General features: G+C 70.8%; 23 protein-coding genes. 10 read left to right on the plus strand and 13 right to left on the minus strand.

What is annotated here, in order from left to right; genetic code table 11:
* Position 1 precedes the first annotated feature (1 nt).
* From ACFHPP_RS09150 to soxA, 7 genes are all read left to right on the plus strand, one after another.
* The gene (locus tag ACFHPP_RS09150; RefSeq protein WP_437162953.1) at positions 2 to 2,197 is read left to right on the plus strand and encodes a molybdopterin cofactor-binding domain-containing protein; all 2,196 of its coding nucleotides are present in this window, start codon (positions 2 to 4) and stop codon (positions 2,195 to 2,197) included.
* Positions 2,194 to 2,463: a c-type cytochrome gene (locus tag ACFHPP_RS09155; protein WP_437162954.1), complete on the plus strand. Its 270-nt coding sequence runs from the start codon at positions 2,194 to 2,196 to the stop codon at positions 2,461 to 2,463. Before ACFHPP_RS09150 ends, ACFHPP_RS09155 begins: the two co-directional genes overlap by 4 nt.
* A complete protein-coding gene (locus ACFHPP_RS09160; protein WP_437162955.1) occupies positions 2,448 to 3,698 on the plus strand; it encodes an FCSD flavin-binding domain-containing protein in 1,251 nt (416 codons plus the stop codon). Before ACFHPP_RS09155 ends, ACFHPP_RS09160 begins: the two co-directional genes overlap by 16 nt.
* A gap of 64 nt (positions 3,699 to 3,762) precedes the next feature.
* Positions 3,763 to 4,167, plus strand: coding sequence for a sulfur oxidation c-type cytochrome SoxX (gene soxX / locus ACFHPP_RS09165; RefSeq protein ID WP_437162956.1), 405 nt, complete (start codon positions 3,763 to 3,765; stop codon positions 4,165 to 4,167).
* Entirely contained in the window at positions 4,164 to 4,601 is a 438-nt protein-coding gene (locus ACFHPP_RS09170; protein WP_437162957.1) for a SoxY-related AACIE arm protein, read from the plus strand. Before soxX ends, ACFHPP_RS09170 begins: the two co-directional genes overlap by 4 nt.
* Positions 4,602 to 4,604: 3 nt before the next feature.
* Positions 4,605 to 4,925, plus strand: a complete 321-nt coding sequence (gene soxZ / locus ACFHPP_RS09175) for a thiosulfate oxidation carrier complex protein SoxZ (RefSeq protein ID WP_430669497.1) — start codon at positions 4,605 to 4,607, stop codon at positions 4,923 to 4,925.
* The gene (gene soxA, locus ACFHPP_RS09180; RefSeq protein WP_437162958.1) at positions 4,922 to 5,668 is read left to right on the plus strand and encodes a sulfur oxidation c-type cytochrome SoxA; all 747 of its coding nucleotides are present in this window, start codon (positions 4,922 to 4,924) and stop codon (positions 5,666 to 5,668) included. Before soxZ ends, soxA begins: the two co-directional genes overlap by 4 nt.
* Position 5,669: 1 nt before the next feature.
* On the opposite strand, the gene ACFHPP_RS09185 is transcribed toward soxA, so the two are convergent.
* On the minus strand, positions 5,670 to 6,608 hold the full coding sequence (locus ACFHPP_RS09185; RefSeq protein ID WP_437162959.1) for an alpha/beta hydrolase: 939 nt from the start codon (positions 6,606 to 6,608) through the stop codon (positions 5,670 to 5,672).
* A gap of 37 nt (positions 6,609 to 6,645) precedes the next feature.
* Positions 6,646 to 8,274 (minus strand): flavin-containing monooxygenase, encoded by a 1,629-nt coding sequence (locus tag ACFHPP_RS09190; protein WP_437162960.1) that lies wholly within the window; start codon positions 8,272 to 8,274, stop codon positions 6,646 to 6,648.
* A gap of 131 nt (positions 8,275 to 8,405) precedes the next feature.
* Between ACFHPP_RS09190 and ACFHPP_RS09195 the strand changes: the two genes are divergently transcribed.
* Positions 8,406 to 9,950 carry an ABC transporter substrate-binding protein gene (locus ACFHPP_RS09195; RefSeq protein WP_437162961.1) on the plus strand — a complete coding sequence of 515 codons (1,545 nt, stop codon included), beginning with the start codon at positions 8,406 to 8,408 and terminating at the stop codon, positions 9,948 to 9,950.
* Position 9,951: 1 nt separating this feature from the next.
* On the opposite strand, the gene ACFHPP_RS09200 is transcribed toward ACFHPP_RS09195, so the two are convergent.
* Genes ACFHPP_RS09200 through ACFHPP_RS09215 form a run of 4 tightly spaced genes read right to left on the minus strand, consistent with a single transcriptional unit; the run spans position 9,952 to position 13,674 of the window.
* Positions 9,952 to 10,902, minus strand: a complete 951-nt coding sequence (locus ACFHPP_RS09200; RefSeq protein ID WP_437162962.1) for an ABC transporter ATP-binding protein — start codon at positions 10,900 to 10,902, stop codon at positions 9,952 to 9,954.
* Positions 10,899 to 11,867 carry an ABC transporter ATP-binding protein gene (locus ACFHPP_RS09205; protein WP_437162963.1) on the minus strand — a complete coding sequence of 323 codons (969 nt, stop codon included), beginning with the start codon at positions 11,865 to 11,867 and terminating at the stop codon, positions 10,899 to 10,901. The genes ACFHPP_RS09200 and ACFHPP_RS09205 overlap by 4 nt, the downstream gene beginning before the upstream one ends.
* Positions 11,864 to 12,760 carry an ABC transporter permease gene (locus ACFHPP_RS09210; RefSeq protein ID WP_437162964.1) on the minus strand — a complete coding sequence of 299 codons (897 nt, stop codon included), beginning with the start codon at positions 12,758 to 12,760 and terminating at the stop codon, positions 11,864 to 11,866. The genes ACFHPP_RS09205 and ACFHPP_RS09210 overlap by 4 nt, the downstream gene beginning before the upstream one ends.
* Complete coding sequence (locus ACFHPP_RS09215; protein WP_437162965.1) at positions 12,757 to 13,674, minus strand: ABC transporter permease; 918 nt, start codon at positions 13,672 to 13,674, stop codon at positions 12,757 to 12,759. Before ACFHPP_RS09215 ends, ACFHPP_RS09210 begins: the two co-directional genes overlap by 4 nt.
* A gap of 169 nt (positions 13,675 to 13,843) precedes the next feature.
* Between ACFHPP_RS09215 and ACFHPP_RS09220 the strand changes: the two genes are divergently transcribed.
* Both ACFHPP_RS09220 and ACFHPP_RS09225 read left to right on the plus strand, forming a co-directional pair.
* The gene (locus ACFHPP_RS09220; RefSeq protein ID WP_437162966.1) at positions 13,844 to 14,566 is read left to right on the plus strand and encodes a class I SAM-dependent methyltransferase; all 723 of its coding nucleotides are present in this window, start codon (positions 13,844 to 13,846) and stop codon (positions 14,564 to 14,566) included.
* Positions 14,567 to 14,652: 86 nt separating this feature from the next.
* Positions 14,653 to 14,910: a hypothetical protein gene (locus ACFHPP_RS09225; protein ID WP_437162967.1), complete on the plus strand. Its 258-nt coding sequence runs from the start codon at positions 14,653 to 14,655 to the stop codon at positions 14,908 to 14,910.
* 99 nt (positions 14,911 to 15,009) lie between these two features.
* On the opposite strand, the gene ACFHPP_RS09230 is transcribed toward ACFHPP_RS09225, so the two are convergent.
* The 7 genes from ACFHPP_RS09230 to ACFHPP_RS09260 all read right to left on the minus strand — a co-directional run bounded on the left by ACFHPP_RS09230 (position 15,010) and on the right by ACFHPP_RS09260 (position 21,380).
* Positions 15,010 to 16,296, minus strand: a complete 1,287-nt coding sequence (locus tag ACFHPP_RS09230) for a DUF1217 domain-containing protein (protein ID WP_437162968.1) — start codon at positions 16,294 to 16,296, stop codon at positions 15,010 to 15,012.
* The gene (locus ACFHPP_RS09235; RefSeq protein WP_437162969.1) at positions 16,297 to 16,695 is read right to left on the minus strand and encodes a flagellar biosynthesis regulator FlaF; all 399 of its coding nucleotides are present in this window, start codon (positions 16,693 to 16,695) and stop codon (positions 16,297 to 16,299) included.
* 61 nt (positions 16,696 to 16,756) lie between these two features.
* The gene (locus ACFHPP_RS09240) at positions 16,757 to 17,161 is read right to left on the minus strand and encodes a flagellin (protein WP_437162970.1); all 405 of its coding nucleotides are present in this window, start codon (positions 17,159 to 17,161) and stop codon (positions 16,757 to 16,759) included.
* Entirely contained in the window at positions 17,118 to 17,879 is a 762-nt protein-coding gene (locus ACFHPP_RS09245) for a flagellin (RefSeq protein ID WP_437162971.1), read from the minus strand. The genes ACFHPP_RS09240 and ACFHPP_RS09245 overlap by 44 nt, the downstream gene beginning before the upstream one ends.
* Before the next feature lie 200 nt (positions 17,880 to 18,079).
* On the minus strand, positions 18,080 to 18,544 hold the full coding sequence (locus ACFHPP_RS09250) for a flagellar biosynthesis repressor FlbT (RefSeq protein WP_437162972.1): 465 nt from the start codon (positions 18,542 to 18,544) through the stop codon (positions 18,080 to 18,082).
* Between the two features lie 248 nt (positions 18,545 to 18,792).
* The gene (locus ACFHPP_RS09255) at positions 18,793 to 19,833 is read right to left on the minus strand and encodes a flagellin (protein ID WP_437162973.1); all 1,041 of its coding nucleotides are present in this window, start codon (positions 19,831 to 19,833) and stop codon (positions 18,793 to 18,795) included.
* Positions 19,834 to 19,850: 17 nt separating this feature from the next.
* The gene (locus ACFHPP_RS09260; RefSeq protein WP_437162974.1) at positions 19,851 to 21,380 is read right to left on the minus strand and encodes a flagellar hook-associated protein FlgK; all 1,530 of its coding nucleotides are present in this window, start codon (positions 21,378 to 21,380) and stop codon (positions 19,851 to 19,853) included.
* Positions 21,381 to 21,414: the final 34 nt, after the last annotated feature.

Consider the following 21,414-nt stretch of genomic DNA (forward strand, 5'->3'; position numbering starts at 1 on the left):
CATGAACGCCATCCGCAATCCGTCGCGTCGCGGTGTCCTCGGCACCGCAGCCGCCGCCGCCGGCGCCTTCACCCTCGGCTTCCGCATCCCGATGCCCGGGGAGGCCGCGGCGCAAGCGGCCCCCATTTCGCCCGAGGTCAATGCCTGGGTCGTCGTCAAGCCGGACGACACCGTCGTCATCCGCATCGCCCGGTCCGAGATGGGCCAGGGCACGCTGACCGGGCTGGCGCAGCTGGTCGCGGAGGAATTGGAGTGCGACTGGGCCAAGGTCACCACGGAATACCCGACGCCCGGCCAGAACCTGGCGCGCGGCCGCATCTGGGGCAACATGTCGACCGGCGGCAGCCGCGGCATTCGTGACAGCCACGACTACGTCCGCAAGGGCGGCGCCGCGGCGCGCATGATGCTGGTGCAGGCCGCCGCCAATGCGTGGTCCGTGCCGGTCGGCGAATGCCACGCCGCCGCCAGCGTCATCACGCACGGGCCCAGCGGGCGCACCGTGACCTACGGCCAGGTGGCCGAGGCCGCCGGGCGACTGTCGGTGCCGACCGACGTGACGTTGAAGAGCCCCGCTGAATGGAAGCTGGCGGGCAAGCCGGTGCCGCGTCTCGATACCGCGGCGAAGCTGAATGGCAGCCAGGTCTATGGCATGGACCTGAAGCTGCCGGGGATGCTGAACGCCGCGATCCACGCCTGCCCGGTCTTCGGCGGCAAGGTGCGCGCGATGGACAGCGCCGAGGCGGAGCGCATGCCGGGCGTGAAGCGCGTGCTGCGGGTCGGCGACTATGCGGTGGCGGTGGTCGCCGACACCTGGTGGCGCGCGAAGACGGCCCTCGATGCCGTCAAGATCACCTGGGACGAGGGCGAGCACGCCCGCGCCTCCTCCGCCAGCTTCGAGGCGGTGATGCGGGAAGGGCTCGATGCGCCGCAGGCGGTCGTCGGCAACCGCAACGGGGATGCCGCGGCCGCGCTGGCCGGGGCCGCGAAGCGCGTCGAGGCGGTGTATGGCTACCCGCACCAGAACCACGCCTGCATGGAGGTGATGAACGCCACCGCCGTCTGGACGCCGGAGCGCTGCGAGGTCTGGACGCCGACGCAGAACGGGGAGGCCGCGCATGCCGCCGCGGCGGAGGCCGCCGGGCTGCCGCCGGCACGGACGGAAATCCACAAGATCCACCTCGGCGGCGGCTTCGGCCGGCGCGGCGCGGTGCATGACTGGGTGCGCCAGGTGGTGGACATCGCCAAGCAGATGCCCGGCACGCCGGTGAAGCTGGTGTGGACGCGGGAGGAGGACATGCTGCAGGGCCGCTTCCACCCCGTCACCATGTGCAAGCTGGTGGGCGGGCTGGACGCGCAGGGCAATTTGACGGGCCTGACCATGCGCATCTCCGGCCAGTCCATCGTCGCCGGCATCTTCCCGCAGAACATCCGCGACGGCCGCGACCCGGTAGTGTTCCAGGGGCTGAACGCCAGCGGCGGGGAGGCCGATATCGGCTACACCTTCCCGAACCTGCTGATCGACCACGCCATGCGCAACCCGCATGTGCCGCCCGGCTTCTGGCGCGGGGTGAACCTGAACCAGAACGCCATCTACCTGGAATGCTTCCTGGACGAGTTGGCGCATGCCGCCGGCAAGGATCCGCTGGAGTTCCGCCGGGCGCTGATGGCGAACCACCCGAAGCACCTGGCAGTGCTGAACGCCGTCGCCGAACGCGCCGGCTGGGGCACGCCGGCGGCGCCCGTCAACGGACAGGCGGTGCATCGCGGCCTGTGCGTGACGCACGGCTTCGGCAGCTACGTCGCGGCCTGCGCCGAGGTTTCCGTGAGTGACGCCGGGGAGTTGAAGGTGCACCGCATCGTGGCCGCCACCGATCCCGGCCACGCCGTGAACCCGCAGCAGATAGAGGCGCAGGTCGAAGGCTCCTTCGTCTATGGGCTTTCGGCCGCGCTGTATGGCGCCTGCACGGTGAAGGATGGCCGTATCGAGCAGACCAACTTCGACACCTACCCGGTGATGCTCATGGCCGACATGCCGAAGGTCGAGAGCCTGATCCTGCCCTCCGGCGGGTTCTGGGGTGGCGTCGGCGAGCCGACCATCGCGGTGGCGGCGCCGGCGGTGCTGAACGCGGTGTTCGCCGCGACCGGCAAGCGGGTGCGGTCCCTGCCCTTGCAGCAGGCCGATCTGCGGCGGACGTGAGGGCCTTCGCCCTGGCGGGTTTTTGCGCGTTCGCGGCGATATCCGCGAGCGCGTCGGAAGCGCCGCCCGGTGCGTCCGCCTGCCTCGGCTGCCATGGGCGGGAGGGGGCGGCCATCCCGTCCCTGCGCGGGCGGGATGCGGCGGCGGTGGCTGCGATGATGCGCGCCTTCCGCGAGGGCACGCGGCCGGCGACGCTGATGGACCGGTTGGCCAAGGGATTTTCGGAGGCCGAAACGCAGGCCATCGCGGCGTGGATCGTCCGGTGAAGCTGTCGCGCCGCAGCCTCGCCGCGCTACTGCTGCCGGCGCCGGCGCTGGCGCAGGCGCGGCCCCGCGTGGTCGTCATCGGTGGCGGCTTCGGCGGCGCGAGTTGCGCCCGGGCGCTGCACGGCCATGCGCTGGACGTGACGCTGGTGGAGCCGAACGCCACCTACACCGCCTGCCCCTACAGCAATGCCGTGATCGCGGGACTGCGGCCAATGTCGGCGCAGCGTTTCGGCTACGACGCGCTGCGGGCACAGGGCATCGCGGTGGTGCAGCAGGCGGCGACGGGCGTGGACGCCACGGCGCGGCGCGTGACGCTCGGCGACGGCACGGTGCTGCCCTACGACCGATTGGTTCTGTCGCCCGGCGTGACGATGCGGTTCGACGCGCTGCCGGGCTATGACGAGGCCGCCGCCGCAACCCTGCCGCATGCCTGGAACGCCGGGGCGCAGACCGAATTGCTGCGACGCCAGCTTGTGGCGATGGCGGATGGCGGCACCGTCGTCATGGCCATCCCGGCCAACCCCTACCGCTGCCCGCCGGGGCCGTATGAGCGCGCCAGCCTCATCGCGCACTACCTCAAGCGCAAAAAGCCGCGGTCGAAGCTGATCGTGCTGGATGCGAAGGATGTGTTCTCCAAGCAGCGGCTGTTCGAGGCGGCCTGGGCGGCGCTGTATCCCGGGCTGCTGGACTACGTGCCGCTTTCGATGGGCGGGCGCGTCACCGGCGTGAAGCCCGGCGAGCGCAGCGTGGTGACGGATTTCGGCGACCATGCCGGCGACGTGGTCAACGTCATCCCGCCGCAGCGCGCCGGGTCCATCGCGGAACAGGCGGGTGCCGCGGATCGCAGCGGCTGGTGCCCGATCGACCCGGCGAGCTTCGAATCGCGGCTGTTGCCCGGCGTGCATGTGATCGGCGATGCCGCCATCGCCGGCGCCATGCCGAAATCCGCCTTCGCCGCCAACGCCCAGGCGCGGGTTTGCGCGGCCGCCATCGCGGCGCTGCTGCGGGATGCGCCGGTGCAGGCGCCGAAGCTGCTGAACACCTGTTACAGCCTGGTGGCGCCGGGCTACGGCATCTCCGTCGCGGGCGTCTACCAGCCCGCCAACGGGCTGCTGTCCGACGTGCCAGGTGCCGGGGGCACCAGCCCATTGGAGGCGCCGGCCGCGGTGCGGGAGGCCGAGGCGCGATATGCCGAGGATTGGTTCGGGACCATCACGGCGGATGCGTTTGGCTAGGCGCGCGACCCACCCTCACCCCGGCCCTCTCCCGCCCTGCGGGAGAGGGAGATGGGCCTTCGCGATGCTGGTGATGCTCGCGATGCCGGCCGCGGCGCAGGAGGATGCGATGCCGCATTCGCTGACCGGCGAGGCCGGCGACGCCGCGCGGGGGCGGGCCCTCGTGGCGGATCGCCAGCGCGGGCTGTGCCTGCTGTGTCATTCCGGGCCGTTCCCGGAGGAACCCTTCCAGGGCAACCTCGCCCCCAGCCTGGCCGGCGCCGGCAGCCGGTGGACCGAGGGCCAGCTGCGCCTGCGCCTGGTCGATGGCAAGCGCTTGAACCCGGACAGCATCATGCCCTCCTACTTCCGGACGGAGGATCTCCACCGCGTCGGCCCGGCCTTCCAGGGCCGCACAATCCTGACGGCGGCGGAGATCGAGGATGTGCTGGCCTTCCTGATGACGCTGCGCGAAGAGGCTCCCCGATGATCACGCCCCGCCGCCTGTTGCTTGCTTCACCAGCCCTGCTGCTGCTGCCGCGCGGTGTCCATGCGACGCCGGAGGACATGGCGGAGGCGGTGCGCGGCTTCACCGGCGGCGCGCCGATGACGCGCGGGCGGGTGGCGCTGGACATCTCGCCGCTGGTCGAGAACGGCAATACCGTGCCGCTCAGCGTCATCGTGGACAGCCCGATGACGGAGGCGGACCACGTGCGCGCCATCGCCGTCTTCAACGAACGCAACCCGCAGCCGCATGTCATCACCGCGCAGATCGGCCCGCGCGCCGGGCGGGCGATGCTGGCGACGCATATAAGGCTGGCGACGTCGCAGACCCTGCTGGCGGTGGCGTCGCTGTCGGATGGCAGCTTCTGGTCGGACCAGGCGCAGGTGGTCGTCACCCTCGCCGCCTGCATCGAGGGCTGAGACATGGCACGCGTCCTGCTGAACGTCCCCCGCACCGCCGCACGCGGCGACATCATCACCATCCGCACGCTGATCCAGCACACGATGGAAACCGGCTACCGGCCGGATGCCAGCGGCGTGGTGGCACCGCGCGACATCATCCGCCGCTTCACCTGCCGCTACGACGGCGAGGTCGTGTTCCAGGCCGAGCTGTCGCCGGCCATCGCCGCCAACCCCTTCCTGTCCTTCAGCACGGTCGCGACGCGCAGCGGCACGGTCGAGATGACCTGGGAAGGCGACAACGGCTTCGCCCAGACCGAGACGCGCGAATTGACGGTGACATGATCCGCGCGGCGCTGCTGCTGGCGGTGCTCGCCGGGCCGGCCGCAGCGCAGGAGCGGCGCTCCGGCTTCGAGGACATGGCGCGCGAGACCCAGGCGATGCAGCGCGACGACACCAGCAATCCCGGCATGCTCTGGGTGCTGGAGGGCGAGGAGCTGTTCCGGCAGCCCGCCGGCCCCGCCGGCCAGTCCTGCGCCTCCTGCCATGCGGAGGGCACGCTGCGGGGCGTCGCGGCGCGCTACCCGGCCTGGGATGGTGCGGGCCACGCGCCGATCGACCTCGCCGGACGCATCGCGCAGTGCCGGGTGGAACGCCAGGGCGCGGCGCCGCTGGCGCGCGAAAGCCAGGGGTTGCTCGCACTGTCGGCCTATGTCGGAGAGCAGTCGCGCGGCCTGCCCATCGCCCCGCCGGCAGACCCGCGGCTGAATGCGGCGCGGGCGCAGGGCGCGGCGCTGTGGGCGGAACGGCGCGGGCAGCTCGACCTGTCCTGCGCGCAGTGCCACGACGACAATGCCGGGCGGCGGCTGGCCGGCAGCGTCATCCCGCAGGCGCATCCCACGGGCTACCCGCTGTACCGGCTGGAATGGCAGGCGCTGGGCTCGCTGCAACGGCGCCTGCGCGGCTGCATGACCGGCGTGCGGGCCGCGCCCTTCGCCTATGGCGCGGCGGAATATGTTGCCATCGAAGCCTTCCTGATGTCGCGTGCCGCCGGCCTTGCGGTGGAAACGCCGGCCGTGCGGCCCTGACTCAGGCCAGCGCGCGCCGCAGCGCGAGGCCGGCAGCGTCGATCAGGTCCAGCGCGGGGCGCACGATGGCGCCCATGGTCAGCGCGCCGTGCAGCAGGTCCGCGACATGCAGGTGGGCCACGGGCACGCCCTCCCGCTCCAGTCGCTGCGCATAGTCGCGGCCCTCGTCGCAGAGCGGGTCGTGGCCCACGGTCAGCACGAAGGCGGGCGCAGTGCCGGCGAGCGTCGCGGCGCGCAGCGGCGAGGCGCGCCAATCCGGCCAATGCGCTTGCTGCGGCGCGTAGCGGTCGCGGAACCAGCGCATGCCGGCGGCGGTCAGCGGCAGGCCGCTGGTGAAGCGGGCGTGGCTGTCATGGCCCTGCGCCATGTCGGTGACGGGGTACAGCAGCATCTGGAAGCGCAGCGGCGGCAGCGCGCCGTCGCGGGCCATCAGTGCGGCGACGGCGGCCAGGTTGCCGCCGGCGCTGTCGCCGCCCACGGCGAGCTGCGTGGCGTCGATGCCGAGCGCGGGCGCGTTCGCCGCGGCATGGGCAATGGCCTCGGCATAGTCGTCGATGGCGGCGGGAAACGGATGCTCCGGCGCCAGGCGGTACTCCACCGCCAGCACAGCGCAGCCCGACGCATTGGCGAGGCTGCGCGCCAGGTGGTCATGCGTCGCGAGATCGCCGAACACCCAGCCGCCACCATGCGCGAAGATGAGGCAGGGCAGGATGTCGCCGGCCGCGCAGCCGAGCGGGCGGTACAGCCGCAGCGCGATGCCGGATGGCAGGCGCAGGTCGCGAACCTCCGCGACGTCGGGCGGTGGCGGTTGCAGCACGAGGCGCCCGGCGGCGAATTGCGCGCGGGCGGGCGCAGTCTCCATCGTCTCCAGCGGCTGCCGCCCGGCGGCGCGGATCATCTCGAGCAGCGTCAGGCAATCCGGATGCAGCGGTGCAGGCATGGACACGTCACTCCTCGGGGCCGGCCCCGTTCCACCTTCAACCCAGCGCGAATCCGGCATAGCCACGCGCCGCGACGTCGTCGCAGATGCGGCGGTAATGCGCCATGCCGCCGGCATAGGGCATGAAGACGCGCGGCTTGCCCGGCACGTTGGCGCCGAGATACCAGGAGGAGGCGGCCTGCGGCAGCAGCGTCGCCTCGGCCGCCGCGTTCACCTGCGCCACCCACGCCTCCGCCGCCTCCGGCGTCGCCTCGATGCGGGCCACGCCGTCGGCGCGCAGGCGCGCGATGCAGTCGGTGATCCAGTCGACATGCTGTTCGATCGCCACGGGCATGTTGCACAGCACGGAGGGGCTGCCAGGGCCGGTGATGGTGAACAGGTTCGGGAAGCCCGGCACGCCGAGGCCCAGATGGCTGCGCGGCCCCTCCGCCCAGGCGTCCCGCAGCAGAAGCCCGTCCCGCCCGCGGATGTCGATGCGCAGCAAGGGGCCGGTCATGGCGTCGAAGCCGGTGGCGAAGACGATGATGTCGAGCGGATATTCGGCCTCACTGGTCTGGATGCCGTTGCGGGTGATGCGCTGGATCGGCGCGCGGCGCGCATCCACGAGCGTCACGTTGGCGCGGTTGAAGGTCTCGAAGTAGTGGCTGTCGATCGGCGGGCGCTTGGCGGCGTAGGGGTGGTCGATATCCGCCAGCAGCGCGGCGGTGGCGGGGTCGCGGACGATCTGGTGGATCTTCGCCTTGATGAACGATGCCGCCGTCTCATTCGCCTCCAGGTCGCTCAGCAGGTCCTTGAAGGTGGCGCGGAATTGCAGGCCGCCCTTGGCCCAGGCCGCCTCGTACAGCGCCTGGCGTTCCTCCGGCGTCGCGGCCAGGGCGGAGCGTTCGGAGATGCGGAAGGGATGACCGTTCGTGGTCTCGCGCATCGTGCGCTTGATCTCGTCGAAGGTCTCGCGAAGGTGGCGCCTGGCGTCCGGCGTCAGCGGCGCGTTCTGCGCCGGCACGCTGTAGTTGGCGGTGCGCTGGAACACCGTGAGGTGCGCGGCGGTCTCGGCGATGACGGGCGCGGCCTGGATGCCGGTGGAGCCGGTGCCGACGAGGCCGACGCGCCGGCCGCTGAAATCCACACCCTCATGCGGCCATTCGCCGGTGTGGAACCAACGGCCCTCGAACTGCTCCAGACCCTCGATGCGCGGCACGTTGGCGGTGGACAGGCAGCCGACGGCGGTGATGAGGTAGCGTGCCGCGATCTCCTCCCCCGCCTCGGTTCGCAGCCGCCAAAGATTCGCCTGCGCATCGTGATGCGCCGCGGTGACGCGGGTGCCGAGCCGGATGCGGCGCCGCAGGTCGAAGCGATCGGCCACGTGGTTGAGGTAGCGCATGATCTCGGGCTGCTCGGGGTAGCGTTCCGACCATTCCCATTCCGCGAGCAATTCGTCGGAGAAGGTGTAGCAGTAGGAATGGCTTTCGGAATCGCAGCGCGCGCCGGGATAGCGGTTCCAGTACCAGGTGCCGCCGACGCCCTCGCCGGCTTCCAGCACCTGCACCGCCAGACCCAGACGGTCGCGCAGCGTATGCAGCTGGTACAGGCCGGAGAAGCCGGCGCCGATGATCACGGCATCGAGCGCACCCTGATGTGGGGTGCTGGAGGCATTGTGGTCGGGCATGGCTGGCGGAACCCTGCTGCGGGCGTGAATCCTGCGCCGAGGCGGCGGCTGCCGCAAGACAGTGCGTCTTTTCTTGCGGAGGACGCCCGGCGTTCCTACGGTGGCCGCGGGCAAACCGGGAGAGCAATGACATGATCATCCAACGCAGGACCATCGGCCGCGGCCTTGCCGCCGCGGCGGGGCTGGCCGTGCCCGGACTGCTGCACGGCGGCGCCGCGCAGGCGCAGCGGGCGCAGGACACGCTGCGCCTGGTGTTCCGCGACGCGGTGCCGAACATTGACCCCTATTTCAACAGCCAGCGCACCGGGTTGATCCTCGGCCACCAGGCCTGGGACGGGCTGGTGCATCGCGACCCCGAGACGTTCCGCGTGGTGCCGGCGCTCGCCACCGAATGGCGCTGGGTGAACCCGCTACTGCTGGAATTCACGCTGCGGCAGGGCGTGAAGTTCCATGATGGCAGCGCCTTCACCGCGAAGGATGCGGTGTACACCATCAACACCGTCGCCAACCCGGAAACGCGCGTCGCCACGCCGAGCAACTATGCCTGGATCGAGCGCGCCGAGGCGGAGGGCGATTTCAAGCTGCGCCTTCACCTGAAGCGGCCGACGCCGGCGGCGCTGGACTACCTGGCGCTGGTCACGCCGATCTGGCCGCAGGCCTACCGGGAACGCGTGGGCGCGGAGGGTTACTCCCGCGCCCCGGTCGGCACCGGCCCCTACCGCATCACGAAGTTCGATGTCGCCAGCGGTGTCGAATACGAGCGCTTCGATGATTATTACGAGAGCGGTCCGAAGGGGAAGCCGGCGATCCGGCGCATCACTGTCCGCTTCGTCACCGATGCGGCGACGGAGTTGACGGAATTGCTGTCGCAGCGCGTCGACTGGATCTGGAACATGAACCCGGACCAGGTGGCGAATGTGAACCGCGTTCCCTACCTGCAGACGCTGCGCCAGGAATCGATGCGTATCGGCTATCTCAGCCTGGATGCCGCCGGCCGCAGCGGTCCCAACCCGATGACGAACCTGAAGGTGCGCCAGGCGGTCTGGCACGCGATCGATCGCAAGACGATCGCGGAGCGGCTGGTCACCGGCGGGTCCCGCGTGCCGATGGCGCCCTGCTACCCTTCGCAATTCGGCTGCAATGCCGATGCCGCCATGCAATATGACTACAACCCGGACAAGGCGAAGCAGCTTCTGGCCGAGGCCGGCTTCCCCAACGGCTTCGACATCGAGCTGACCAGCTACGTGCAGCCGCGCCAGTGGTCCGAGGCGGTGCAGAGCTACCTGCAGGCCGTGGGCATCCGCGCGCGGCTGAACCTGCTGCAGGTGGCAGCCCAGATCCAGCGCGCCTGGCGCGGCGAACTGGCGATGTCCATGGGCAGCTGGGGCAGCTATTCCATCAACGACGTCTCCGCGATCCTGCCCAACTTCTTCGGCAACACCAACGACGACTACGCCCGTGATCCGGAATTGCAGCGGATGCTGGAGGAAGGCGGGGCGAGCGCCGACGAGGCGGTGCGCAACGCGGCCTATTCCGCCGCCATCAAGCGCATCACGGAGCAGGCCTACTGGGTGCCGCTGCACACCTACGTCAACACCTACGCCTTCCAGCGCCAGCTCGACTTCAAGGCGTTCCCGGACGAACTGCCGCGCTTCTACCTGGCGAAGTGGAAGTAGCTCACGCTTCCAGGTGACATTCCACGAGGCCCGCGGCGAGAGCCGTGGACCTCGGCGCCTGGGTGGCGCAGGGCGCGAAGACCTTCGGGCAGCGTGGGTGGAAGCGGCAACCGGGCGGGATGTTGGCGGGGTCCGGCATGATGTCGCCGAGGCCCACATCCGGCACGCCAAGCCCCGGCTCCGGCGTCAGCACGCTGGCCAGCAGCGCCTGGGTGTAGGGGTGGCGCGGGTCGCGGAACAGCGCCTCCGACTCGCGCCGTTCCACGATACGGCCGAGATACATCACGGCGACCTCGCTCGCGACGTGTTCCACCACCGCCAGGTTGTGGCTGATGAACAGGTAGGTCAGGCCAAGGTCGCGGCGCAGCTCGTCCAGCAGGTTCAGGATCTGCGCCTGCACGGAGACATCGAGCGCGCTCGTCGGTTCGTCGCAGATGACAATCCGCGGCCGCAACACGAGCGCACGCGCGATGGCGACGCGCTGCCGCTGGCCGCCGGAAAGCTGGGAGGGGAAGCGGCTGCCCTGTTCGGCGGAAAGCCCGACGCGCTCCAGCGCCTCCGCCACCCGCCGCGCCACCTGATCGCGCGATATGTCACCCTGCGCGACCAACGGCATGGCGACGATGTCCTGCACCCGCCGCCGCGGGTTGAGCGAGGAGAAGGGGTCCTGGAACACCGGCTGGATCAGCCGGGCGCGGGCGCGGCGGTCCATGCTGGAAAGCCTCTGGCCATCCACCAGCACCTCCCCGCCGCTCGGCGGCAGCAGGCCGAGGATCATGCGGGCCAGGGTGGATTTGCCGCAACCGCTTTCACCGACGACGCCAAGCACGCTGCCGGGAGCCACGGCGAAGGAGACGCCATCCACCGCGACAACCTGCTTCGTCGGCGCGAACAGGCCCTGCCGCACATGGAAGATACGGCGCAGGTCGCGGACCTCGATGGCCGCGGTCATGCGGCGGCGGCCCAGCCGGATGGCAGGGTGCACAGCACCTCATGCCCCGGGGTTGCCTGCCGCCGCGGAACCGCGGCGGTACAGGCGGCGTGGGCGTGGTCGCAGCGGTCGCGGAAGGCGCAGCCTGCGAAGCCGGGCGGGATGCGCGGCACCACGCCGGAGATGCTGCCGAGCGGATCGCCCCGCTTGACCTTGCCCGGCACCGGCACGCAGGCCAGCAGGCCGCGCGTGTAGGGGTGCTGCGGGTCGGCGAAAAGCTGCGCCGTCGGCGCGGATTCCACCACCTCCCCGGCATACATCACGGAGACGCGGTCGGCGATGCGCGCGACCACGCCGAGGTCGTGGGTGATCAGCAGGATGCCGAGGCCGAGGTCGCGCCGCAGTTCCGCCAGCAGCCGCAGGATCTGCGCCTGCACGGTGACGTCGAGCGCCGTGGTCGGCTCATCCGCGATCAGCAGTTCCGGATCGCACATCAGCGCCATGGCGATCATCACCCGCTGCCGCAGCCCGCCCGAAAGCTGGTGCGGGAACTGGCCGAGCCGCAGTCCCGGCGCGGTGATGCCGACGCGGCCGAGCAGCTCCGCCGCGCGGTCCACCGCCTGCACGCGGGTGGCGCCGCGATGCCGGCGCAGCACCTCCGTCATCTGCGAGCCCACCGTATAGGCGGGGTTCAGGCTGGTCATCGGTTCCTGGAAGATCATCGCCATGCGGTCGCCGCGCAGACGCGACATCTCCCGCTCATTCAACGCGCCGATCTCCTGGCCCGCGAAGCGCAGCACCTCCGCCTGCCGCCGCCCGCCGCGCGCCAGCAGGCCCATGATGGCCAGCGACGTCACGGACTTGCCGCAGCCGCTTTCGCCGACCAGGCAATGCGTCTCGCCCTTCTCCACGGCCAGGGAGGCGCCGCGCACCGCGGCGGTGCCGCCGAAGGTGACCCGCAGCCCCTGCACCTCCAGCAGGCTCACCGGCTCAGATCCGTGCCGAGCATGTCGCGCAGCGCGTCGCCGAGCAGGTTGACGCCGAAAACCAGCACGAACAGCGCGACGCCGGGCACCAGGATGACCCAGGGGGTGAAGAACATGTACTCCTTCGCCTCCGCGATCATCAGGCCCCAGGAGGGCAGCGGCGCGGGCACGCCGAGGCCGAGGAAGGACAGGGCGGCTTCCAGCAGGATGGCCAGCGCCATCTCCAGCGTCGCGACCACGGCGAGGTGCGTGGCGATGTTGGGCAGGATCTCGCGCAGCAGGACGCTGGCATGGGAGGAGCCGGCGCACCAGGCGGCGCTGACGTAGTCCAGCGTGCGCAACTGCATCGTGGTGGAGCGTGCGACGACGGCGAAGCGGTCCCACAGCAGCAGGCCGAGCACCAGGATGACCAGCAGGAAGCTGGTGCCGAGCAGCCCCGCCACCGCCAGCGCCACCAGCACCACGGGGATGGAAAGCCGCGCCGTGATCAGGAACATCACGACATCGTCGATCCGCCCGCCATAGAAGCCGCCGAGCACGCCCAGCGTGGTGCCGATGAGGCCGGAGGTGATGACGGTGGCGACACCGATGATCATGGAAATGCGCGCGCCGTAGATCAGCCGCGAGAGGTAGTCCCGCCCGAGCTGATCCGTGCCAAGCCAATTGGCCGGCGTGCCCTCCTCCATCCAGAAGGGTGGCACCAGGCGGCGGGACAGGTCGATGGCGAAGGGGTCGTAGGGCGCGATCCAGGGGGCGAGGATCGCCACCACCACGACGAAACCGACGATGAGGATTCCGAGCACGAAGGTGACGTTGCGCAGAAGGAGTCGCGCCGAACCGGTTCCCGGCACCGGGCCGGGCAGGATTGGGCTGGCCAGGGCCGGGCCGCTCATTGCGTGCGCAGCCGCGGGTCGAGCACGGCGTTCAGCAGATCCGCCAGCAGGGTCAGCGCGATGTAGATCAGCGCCAGCACCAGGATCACCGCCTGCACCACCGGGAAGTCGTTCTTGCTGATGCTCTCCCACGCCAGGTAGCCGACGCCGTGCATGGCGAAGACCGTCTCGATGACGATGGACCCGCCGAGCATGAAGCCCAATTGCACCGCTGCGATGGACACGACGGGGATCGCCGCATTCCGGAAACCGTGCTTCACCAGGATGGAAATTCGGGAAAGCCCCTTGGCGCGCGCCGTGCGGATGTAGTCGGATGACAGCGCCTCGATCATGCCGCTGCGGGTCAGCCGCATCAGCGAGGGGATGGCGGAGAAGGCCAGCACGATACCGGGCATGACGTAGTACTCCCACCCCCCTGTGCCCGAGATCGGCAGCCAGCCGAGGTTCAGGCCCAGCACCACCATCAGGATCAGCCCAAGCCAGAAGGACGGCATGGCCTGGCCGATCAGCGCCACCAGCATCACGCCGCGATCGACCCAGCTGCCTTCGCGCACCGCGGCGATGATGCCGAGCGGCAGCGCCACCACCAGCGCCAGCGCAAGCCCCACCAGGCCGAGTGTCAGCGTGATGGGCAGGCGATGCGCGATGAGGTTGGCGACGCGGTCCTTGAAGAAGAAGCTCTCGCCGAAATCACCCTGCACGGCCCGCAGCAGCCAATCGAGGTACTGTTCCACCAACGGGCGATTGAGGCCGTAGACGCGACGGATGATCTCGACATCCTCCTGCGTCGCATTCGGTCCGGCGATGGAGATGGCGAGGTCGCCCGACAGCCGCGTGAGCAGGAAGCTCAGCGTCAGCACCGTCAAGGCCACCAGGATCGCAACCGCGAGCCGGCGCAGAAGAAAACGGATCATTACGTGCAGCCTAGTCAGGCTTGGCGTGGGATGGCAAGCAGCTTGACCATACATCCCCGCCCGGCGAAATCCGCGGATCAGCCCGTTGGCGCAAGCAACTATCCCGCCTCAGGACACTTGCCGGACCAGGACAGGGAAGGCCGCGAAACGCGGCCCAGGGAGAGGCGGCATGGCGACAGGCAACGTGACACCCTTGCATGGCCCGGCAACGGCACGCGTCACGGCGCCGCCGACGCTCCAGCATGCGCTGCTCGGCCGTGCGGAGGGACAGGACTGCTTTCCCGTCGACCGCCTGGCGGAGCTCGCGGCCTCCATCGACTCCGCGAACTACTACTCCGAATGCATGACCGCGGCCGCGCATCATGAGGACAAGTATGCGCTGCTGGCGGAGGCGCTCGGCGCGCGTGGCTGCGCTGGGCTGATCGCCGAATTCGGTGTCTTCGAGGGCCGGACGATCAACTTCCTGGCGGAACGCACGCAGGAGACCATCCACGGCTTCGACAGTTTCGAGGGCCTGCCGGAGGATTGGCGGCCGGGCTTCCCGCGCGGCACCTTCAGCCGCGACGTGCCGAAGGTGCGGCCGAACGTGGAACTGGTCGTCGGCATGTTCGAGGATACGTTGCCGGATTTCCTGGCGCGGCATCGCGGCGCCCTGTCGCTTCTGCATATCGACTGCGACCTCTATTCCTCCACCCGCACCGTGCTGCGCCATTGCGCGCCACGTATCCGGGCGGGGACCGTCATCGTCTTCGACGAATACTTCAACTACCCCGGCTGGCGCAGCCATGAGTTCCGCGCCTTCCAGGACTTCATCGCGCAATCCGAGCGTGGCTACCGCTACCTCTCCGTGGTGCCCTCGCACCAGCAGGTGGCGGTCATCATCACGGAATAGCATGGCCCGGCAGGCTGCCGTTCACACCGCGTCAATCTGAATCCCGCTAGATGAGGCGTCACGCGACCTTCAAGGGGCCTGCTCCCATGCTCAGTGCCACGCTTCCCGCTTCCGGCCCGGCTTTGCCACGCGGCGCCGCGCCGCCCGCGCCGCGGCCTGCCCTGAACCCACCGCCGGCACCGAGCACGCAACTGCGCATCGAGGCGTCGCTGCAATTGGTGGTGCTGGAGTTCCGCGAGCCGGATGGCGAGATGCGCCAGTCCATCCCGACGCCCCGGGAGATCGACGCCTATCGCAATCCGCCGCTGCCGGCCCCGCCCTCGGACCTCGACCTGTCCCGCTAGACCATGATCCGCGCTGATAGAAGCGCGGATCATGGTCTAGCCTTTTGTCTGTTCGCGTGATTCACGCCTGCGGCCGTTCCAGCCTTCGGCGATCACGCTCTAGGCACGCAGCGAAAGGCTGCTGCCGACCAGGCTGTTCAGCGATGCGCCGCCGCCGAACAGCGACAGCACGGGATTCACCGTGGTCTGCGCCGGGGCCGACAGGGCCAGGTAGCGGAGCGCGATCTTGGCCGTCGCGCGCGGGTCCTGCAATTCCTCCAGCTTCACCCGGTTCGCCAGGATGGTCTTCTGCTGGTCGAACTCCAGCGCGGCGAAGCTCTCCGGCAGCGCCAGTGCACCGCGCACCACCGCGGTCAGGGCCTTGTCCGCCATCAGCTCATTGATGCTGGTGGCCCTGCTGGCGTTGCGGATGAAGTACAGCGCCTCCCGCAGCCCGGCATTGGACTCGCCCATCGCCTTCTCGTAGCGATTGGTCATCGCATCCGCCACCAGGCGGTCGAGCAGGGCGGGGTCGTCGAAGGGGCCGGTCCGGTCGGCGCGGGCATCGGCGGCAGCTTCGCTCGCGCTCGGCTCGAAGGCGGTGCCGAGGGCGGCGGATTGCGCGGCGGTCAGGGAGGCGCGCTGGTCCGGGCTGAGTGCGGCAACCTGGTCCCGCGTCAGCGCCTGCAATTGCTCGAAGCCCAGCGCATCAAGCTGCGTCGTGGTCAGCGCCCGAAGCTGCGTCGCGCCGAGTCCGCGCATCTGGCTGGCCCCGAGCGCGGCGATATCCTCCGCCTCCATCGCCTTCACCTGGGCCGCACTCAGCGCCGCCAGCTGCGAAGGCCGCAGCGCCGAAACCTGGTCGCGCGACATGGCGCGCAGATCCGCGGCGTCCAGGCCCAGGATTTCATTGCTGTCGATGGCGCGGATCTGGGATGTGCTCAACGCCTGCACCTGGCTGGCCGTCAGCGCCTGCAACTGGTCCGCGGTCAGCCCGCCCATGCGGCCCAGGCTGATGCCACGCACCTCCGTGGTGGACAGGGCGGCGACTTGCGTCGGCGTCAGCGCGGAGGCTTCGCGGGTGGCGAAGGCCTTGGCGAGGTCGCGCCAGCGCCGATCGGTCAGCCTGTTGGCGAGGCTGCCTTCCGCGGCCGGATCTTCCGTCAGGATCCTGCGCAGGATGCCACGCTTGTCGATCTCGCCTTTCAGCTGGAAGGCTTCCAGCACCACCTGCAGGGTGCGGCGGTCCTGCATCAGCGATTCGACGTCGCCGTGCTGCGAGGCGGCTTCGCGGAAGCGTTCCATGGCCTGCTTGTTGTCGCGCCGCTCCGCGAAGCGGGCCTGCAACGCGGCGCCCTCCCGCTGCGCCACGGTCAGCGCCGTCAGCGCGCCGAGGCCGGCCAGCATTCAGGCAACCCGGGCGCTGAAGACGGCCGCCTGCGTGGAGGGCGCCGCGGCTGGCGCGGCACGCTGCTGGCCCTCCAGCCCCTCGATCATGTCGCGATGCAGCGCCATCAGCGGCTCCAGGCTCGCATCATCCCCGAGCCGCGCATCGGTTTCCCGTTGCGCCCACAGGCCGAGCGAGACCAGCTGGCCGCGCAGTTCGGCGGGCAGCCGGTTGCCGGGCGAGCCGAGGTCGTTGATCAGCAGCGACCACAGCCGATGCGTCTTCTCCAGCGCCACGGCGCGGCCGCGCAGGTCGGCGGCGCCGGAGAGAAGTCCGTTGACGTAGCGGAAGGCGCGCAGCTCGATCTCGCGCGGAGAGGCCGCGGCATTCTGGGTGGCGGCGTAGCGCGCGATGCTCATGGAGCCTCCGTGGCTGTGGTCGCGCCGGCGTCGCCGCCGGCGCTTCGGTCGTCTCAGGCGATCAGCGGAACAGGCTGAGCAGCGACTGGCTCTGCTCGTTGGCGATGGACAGCGACTGCGTCGCCAGCTGCTGCTTGGTCTGCAGGCTGGTCAGCCGCGCGCTTTCCTCCGCCAGGTCGGCATCGACCAGGGCGCCGAGGCCTTCCTTGATCGAGTCGTTCAGCTGCGTCGTGAAGGTCGTCAGGCCATCGACCTGGCGGATATTGGCGCCGAGATTCGCCAGCCGCGTGCCCATCAGGTCGATGGCACCCTCGACCAGCGCGATCGCCTCGTCCTGGCCGGTGCCCGCGGCCGGCGCGGCTTCCACCGTGGCGCCGGTGATGTCGGTGGTCACATCCTCCGAATTGCCGCGGATGTAGAGCTCACCGGCATTGTTCAGCCCGGCATCCAGGCCAGCTTCCTTCATCCGGGTGATCAGCGCGGTGATCCGGGTCAGCGGGCTGTCCGTCGCTGAACTCGAAGACCAGGTCGACATCTTCCAGCGCCGTCGCCGGGTCACCGTCCAGGTCGCGCTGCACGGTGACGGTCAGCACCTCCCCATTCGCCGGGGCCAGCGTATCGTCGAAGGTGACGGTACGGGCGGCGGAGGTGACGGACAGGCCGGTCAGGTCGAGGCCGGCCGCGGTGCTGTCCGTGCCCGTCACTGCGGTGACCGAGCCCTGGATGTCGCGCACGATCTCGACCGAGGTGTTGGTCACGCCATCCACGGTCAGGCCGTTGGTCAGCAGGTTCACGCCGTTGAAGGTGGCGGACCTCGCGAAGGCGTCGATGTTCTGCAGCGCGTTGGTGATCTGGTTGTTGATCTGCTCGGGGTCCAGGCCCTGCTGCTGGCCCTGCGTCATGGTCTGCTTCAGGCGGCCGAGTTCGTCCGAGATCTGCGTCGCCGCGTCGCGCGCCACGGTCAGTGCCGCCTTGCCGAACTTCAGGCTGTCCTTCACCGCCGTCATGCCGTTCAGGTCGGCGCGCATGTTCTGCGCGATGGCGAACACGGCGGGATCGTCATCGGCCTTGCTGATGCGCAGCCCGGTCTCGATCCGCTGCTGCGTCCGGCCCATGTCCTTGCCGATGTTGTTCAGCGAGCGGACGGCCGCCATGGCGGCGGCATTGGTGTTGACGGAGGACATTGTCCCCATCTCCTTCGAAAAGCGTTCCGCGTGCGGGGCGGCATTTTGCCTCCCGTCCGCGGGACCGGTGGTCCGGCGCCGCAACGGCGCCTTCTGCATCGGCCACTGACCCAGGCTTGTGGGCCTACCCTGCCATCCTGCCGCGGCCCGATGAATCCGGCGTAAAGCACGCCGAGGATTCCGGCCCGGCCGGAGAAATTCTAGCTGGCGTGCGGCCGCGCCGCGGCCGAGGCACCCAACGCGCCCAGCGGCATCGCGAGACCGGTCTGCACATCAAGGCCGAGCACCGTCGCCTCGTGCCGCATCACATGCCGCACCAGGCGCAGCGCCTGGTACCATTCATCCTGCTCCGCCAGCGCCAGCGAACGCTCCAGCAACTGGCGCGCCATGTCGGAGGTCGTCGCCTCCTGGAACTCGGCCACCAGGCGGTGCGCGTCGGCCATCGCGGTTTCCCGGTCTTCCTCCGGCCCGACATAGGCGCATTGCAGCGCGAAGTAGATGCGCCGCGACGGCGTGTTCGCCCCCTCCGGCGACATCACCTGCTTGCCGAACAGGAAACGCGCCTTCGCCACGAGTTCCACGCGGGTGCGGCTGCGGAAGCGCAGGGAGGCACCGTTCACGACCATCAACTCGCCGGCCCGCATCTCGAGCACCAATGTGGACATGCCACTCTCCCGACTGTGCCGGCCCTGGCGGCTGGTCGTGCCGCCAATCCGGGTGCCGGCGAATGCCGGCCGTCGCGAATCTTTCGCCTCCGCGCGGCCTGCGCCGCGGGCTCGTTTCTTCGAGGTGCGTGGCGAACGCCGGCCACCTGCCGAGGCGCACCACGCCCCTGCATCATGGCGCAGCGCGCATTAACGTGGCTTGAAGGCGCGGCGGCCCGCGGCAGGTTTCGCGCAATGGTTGCAGGCAGCTACCGCAGCAGCTGGGCCAGCGACAGGCGGGACAGCATGCCGGTGACCTCGTAGGACGCCTCCAGCCGGGAGCGCAGCTGGCCGAGCTGGGCGGACGCCTCGGCCAGGTCCACCTCCTCCAGCGTGCCGAGCTGGGTCCGCAGCGCCACCAGCGTATCCCGGTGCCCGTCCCGCGCGCTGGCCAGCCGGCGCTCCGCCGCGCCGAGCACGCCCTGTTCGGCCGAAAGCCCGCGCGTCACGCCGCCGAGCGACTCCGCCACGCCCTGCAGCAGCGGCGACAGGCCGCCGCCTTCGGCCGCCTGCGCCGGGGTGACGGCGGCCAGCACCGCCAGGCTGCGCAACAATTCCCGGCCCCAGCTTGCCGCCAGCCCACCATCCGCGTCGCGGTTGGCGAAGACGCCGATGGCCACCCGCTGGCCATCCGCCACCTGCACGGCGCGCGTCGCCTCGGTGCTGCCGTCGCCCTCCAGGAAGGCGGAGAAGGCGGTGGTGGCGGGGTCGCTGGCCGCCGCCACCGTATCGGCCAGCACCGAAGCGGCATTGCCCGCATCCAGCGTGGCGACGGAGGCGGCGATGGCGCTCGCCAGCGGGCCCTCGGCGATGCCGGCCGCATCCGGCACCGGCGGTGCGCCGACATCGGAGCCGGAGAACAGGTAGTCCCCGCCATGCTGCGTGTTGAGCAGCGCCGCCACTTCCTCCAGCGCCGCGCGGGCGGTGCGGGCCAGCGCCTCCGTCCCCGGGGGGCCCAGGGTGCGGGCGCGCAGCGCCTCCGCGTTCAGGTTGCCGGCGATCTCCTGCAGCCGGCCCAGCACCGTCTGCGTCGCCGCGGCGCGGCCGGCGGCGCGGTCGGCGGCGCCGGCATAGGTCTCCCGCCGCGCCACCTCCCCGCGCAGGTCGATGGCGCGGCGCGCTTCCGGGCGGAGGTCGCCGAACACCTGCGCGCGCTGGCCGGTGGAGACCTGGCGGGAGGTGGTATCGAGGCGAAGGCGCAGCGCCGACTGGTCGGTCGCCAGGCCGCCGATGGTGCCGAGGATCGACATGGTTCAGGCCCCCTTGATCAGCGGACGGCGCTGAACAGCGCGTCCCACATCGCCTGGATGGTGGAGATGACGCGGGCGTTGACGCCATAGGCGGTCTGCAACTGCACCATCGCCGCGACCTCCGCATCCACATCCACGCCGGACCGTTCGGCGAAGCGGCCGGCCAGCAGCGATTCGAGGCTGCCGGCGCGGGCCAGCGCCTCGGTCGCCGCGGCACGGGCGCCGGTCTGCTCGGCGACCAGCGCGGCGCCGTAATCCACCAGCGTGCGCAGGCCGGACAGCGGGGAGGCCAGCGTGCCATCGGGGCCGAGCCCGCCGGTGGCGAAGCCCGGCTGCGCCACGCCGGCCGCCTGTTCCCCGCCGAAGCTGAAATCCAGTACCCGGTCCAGCAGCGTGGCAAAGCCGGCCGGGCCGCCCGGGGGGTTCGGCGTGAAGGCCGTGGGCCCGGCGGGGGCGCCCACCACCGCCTGCGTGCCATCCCGCAGCAGCGCCGGGTCGGCGGCCACCGCCGGGTTCACCCGGATGGTGCCGGCGAAGCCGATCATGGCGCTGCCGGCATAGGGTTGCGTCGGGTCCGGCACGGCACCGGCGGCATCGGTGAACAGGCGCAGCCCCTGCTGGTCCAGACGGTGCGCCAGTTGCGAGGCCGCGAGGTCCGCCTCCGCCTGCATCCGCGGCAGGGTCGCGTCGCGCAGCGTCACCGCAGCACCCATGCGGCCGCCGGCCAATTGCCGCGTCACGTCGCGCCCGCCCAGCATCACGCCGGGCAGCGTGCCGGCCCCGCCATGATAGGCGCCGCTGCCGACCGTCGCATCCGCCAGCGAGAAGGGCGCGCTGCCGGGGACCAGCGGCAGCACCACGCCGCCGCGCGCCACCAGCGTCACCTCGCCGTTCGTGGCGCGGATGACGGACAGGTCGAGGGACTGCGCCAGGCCGCCGATGGCCAGGTCGCGCTGGTCCTCCAGCCCGGCGGTGCTGCGGCCGGCGGCGTGTTCGCGGGCGATGTCGCGGTTCAGCGTGGCAACCTCGGACAGGCCGGCATTCACCGCCGCGACCTCCGCCCGCAGCGCATCCTGCGCGCCCTGCCGCGCCGTGCCGATGGCGTCGGAGATGCCGTTCAGCCGCGTGGCGAGCTGCGCGGCCGCTTCGACCACGGCGCCACGGCGCACCGAATCGGCGGGCTGTTCGCGCAGGTCGATGAAGGCGGATTGCAGCCCCCCCATCAGGCCGCCCAGGCTGTCGCCATTCTCCGGCGAGCCATGCGCGGCCTCGACCCCGCCGAGCAGCCTTTCACGCAGCGTGGCCGCGGCGACATCGCCGCCGGCGCGCTGCTGCGCCGCCTGCACGGCCAGGTCGACATCGCGCGTGATGGCCTGCGCGCGCACGCCATTGCCGGCGCCGGCGACCGTCTGCGCCAGGCCGGCCTGGGATTTGCGAGTGTGGCCGGCGGTGCCGGCATTGGCGATGTCGTCCGCCGCCCGCGCCATCTGGCGATCGAGCAGCCGGAGGCCGCCGGTGGCGACCGAGAGCGCGCCGTCGAGGCTCATCGGGGCGGCTTCCTCACCGGGCTACTCCTCACCG

The sequence above is a fragment of the Falsiroseomonas sp. E2-1-a20 genome (assembly GCF_051433195.1).
GTDB lineage: Bacteria > Pseudomonadota > Alphaproteobacteria > Acetobacterales > Acetobacteraceae > Falsiroseomonas.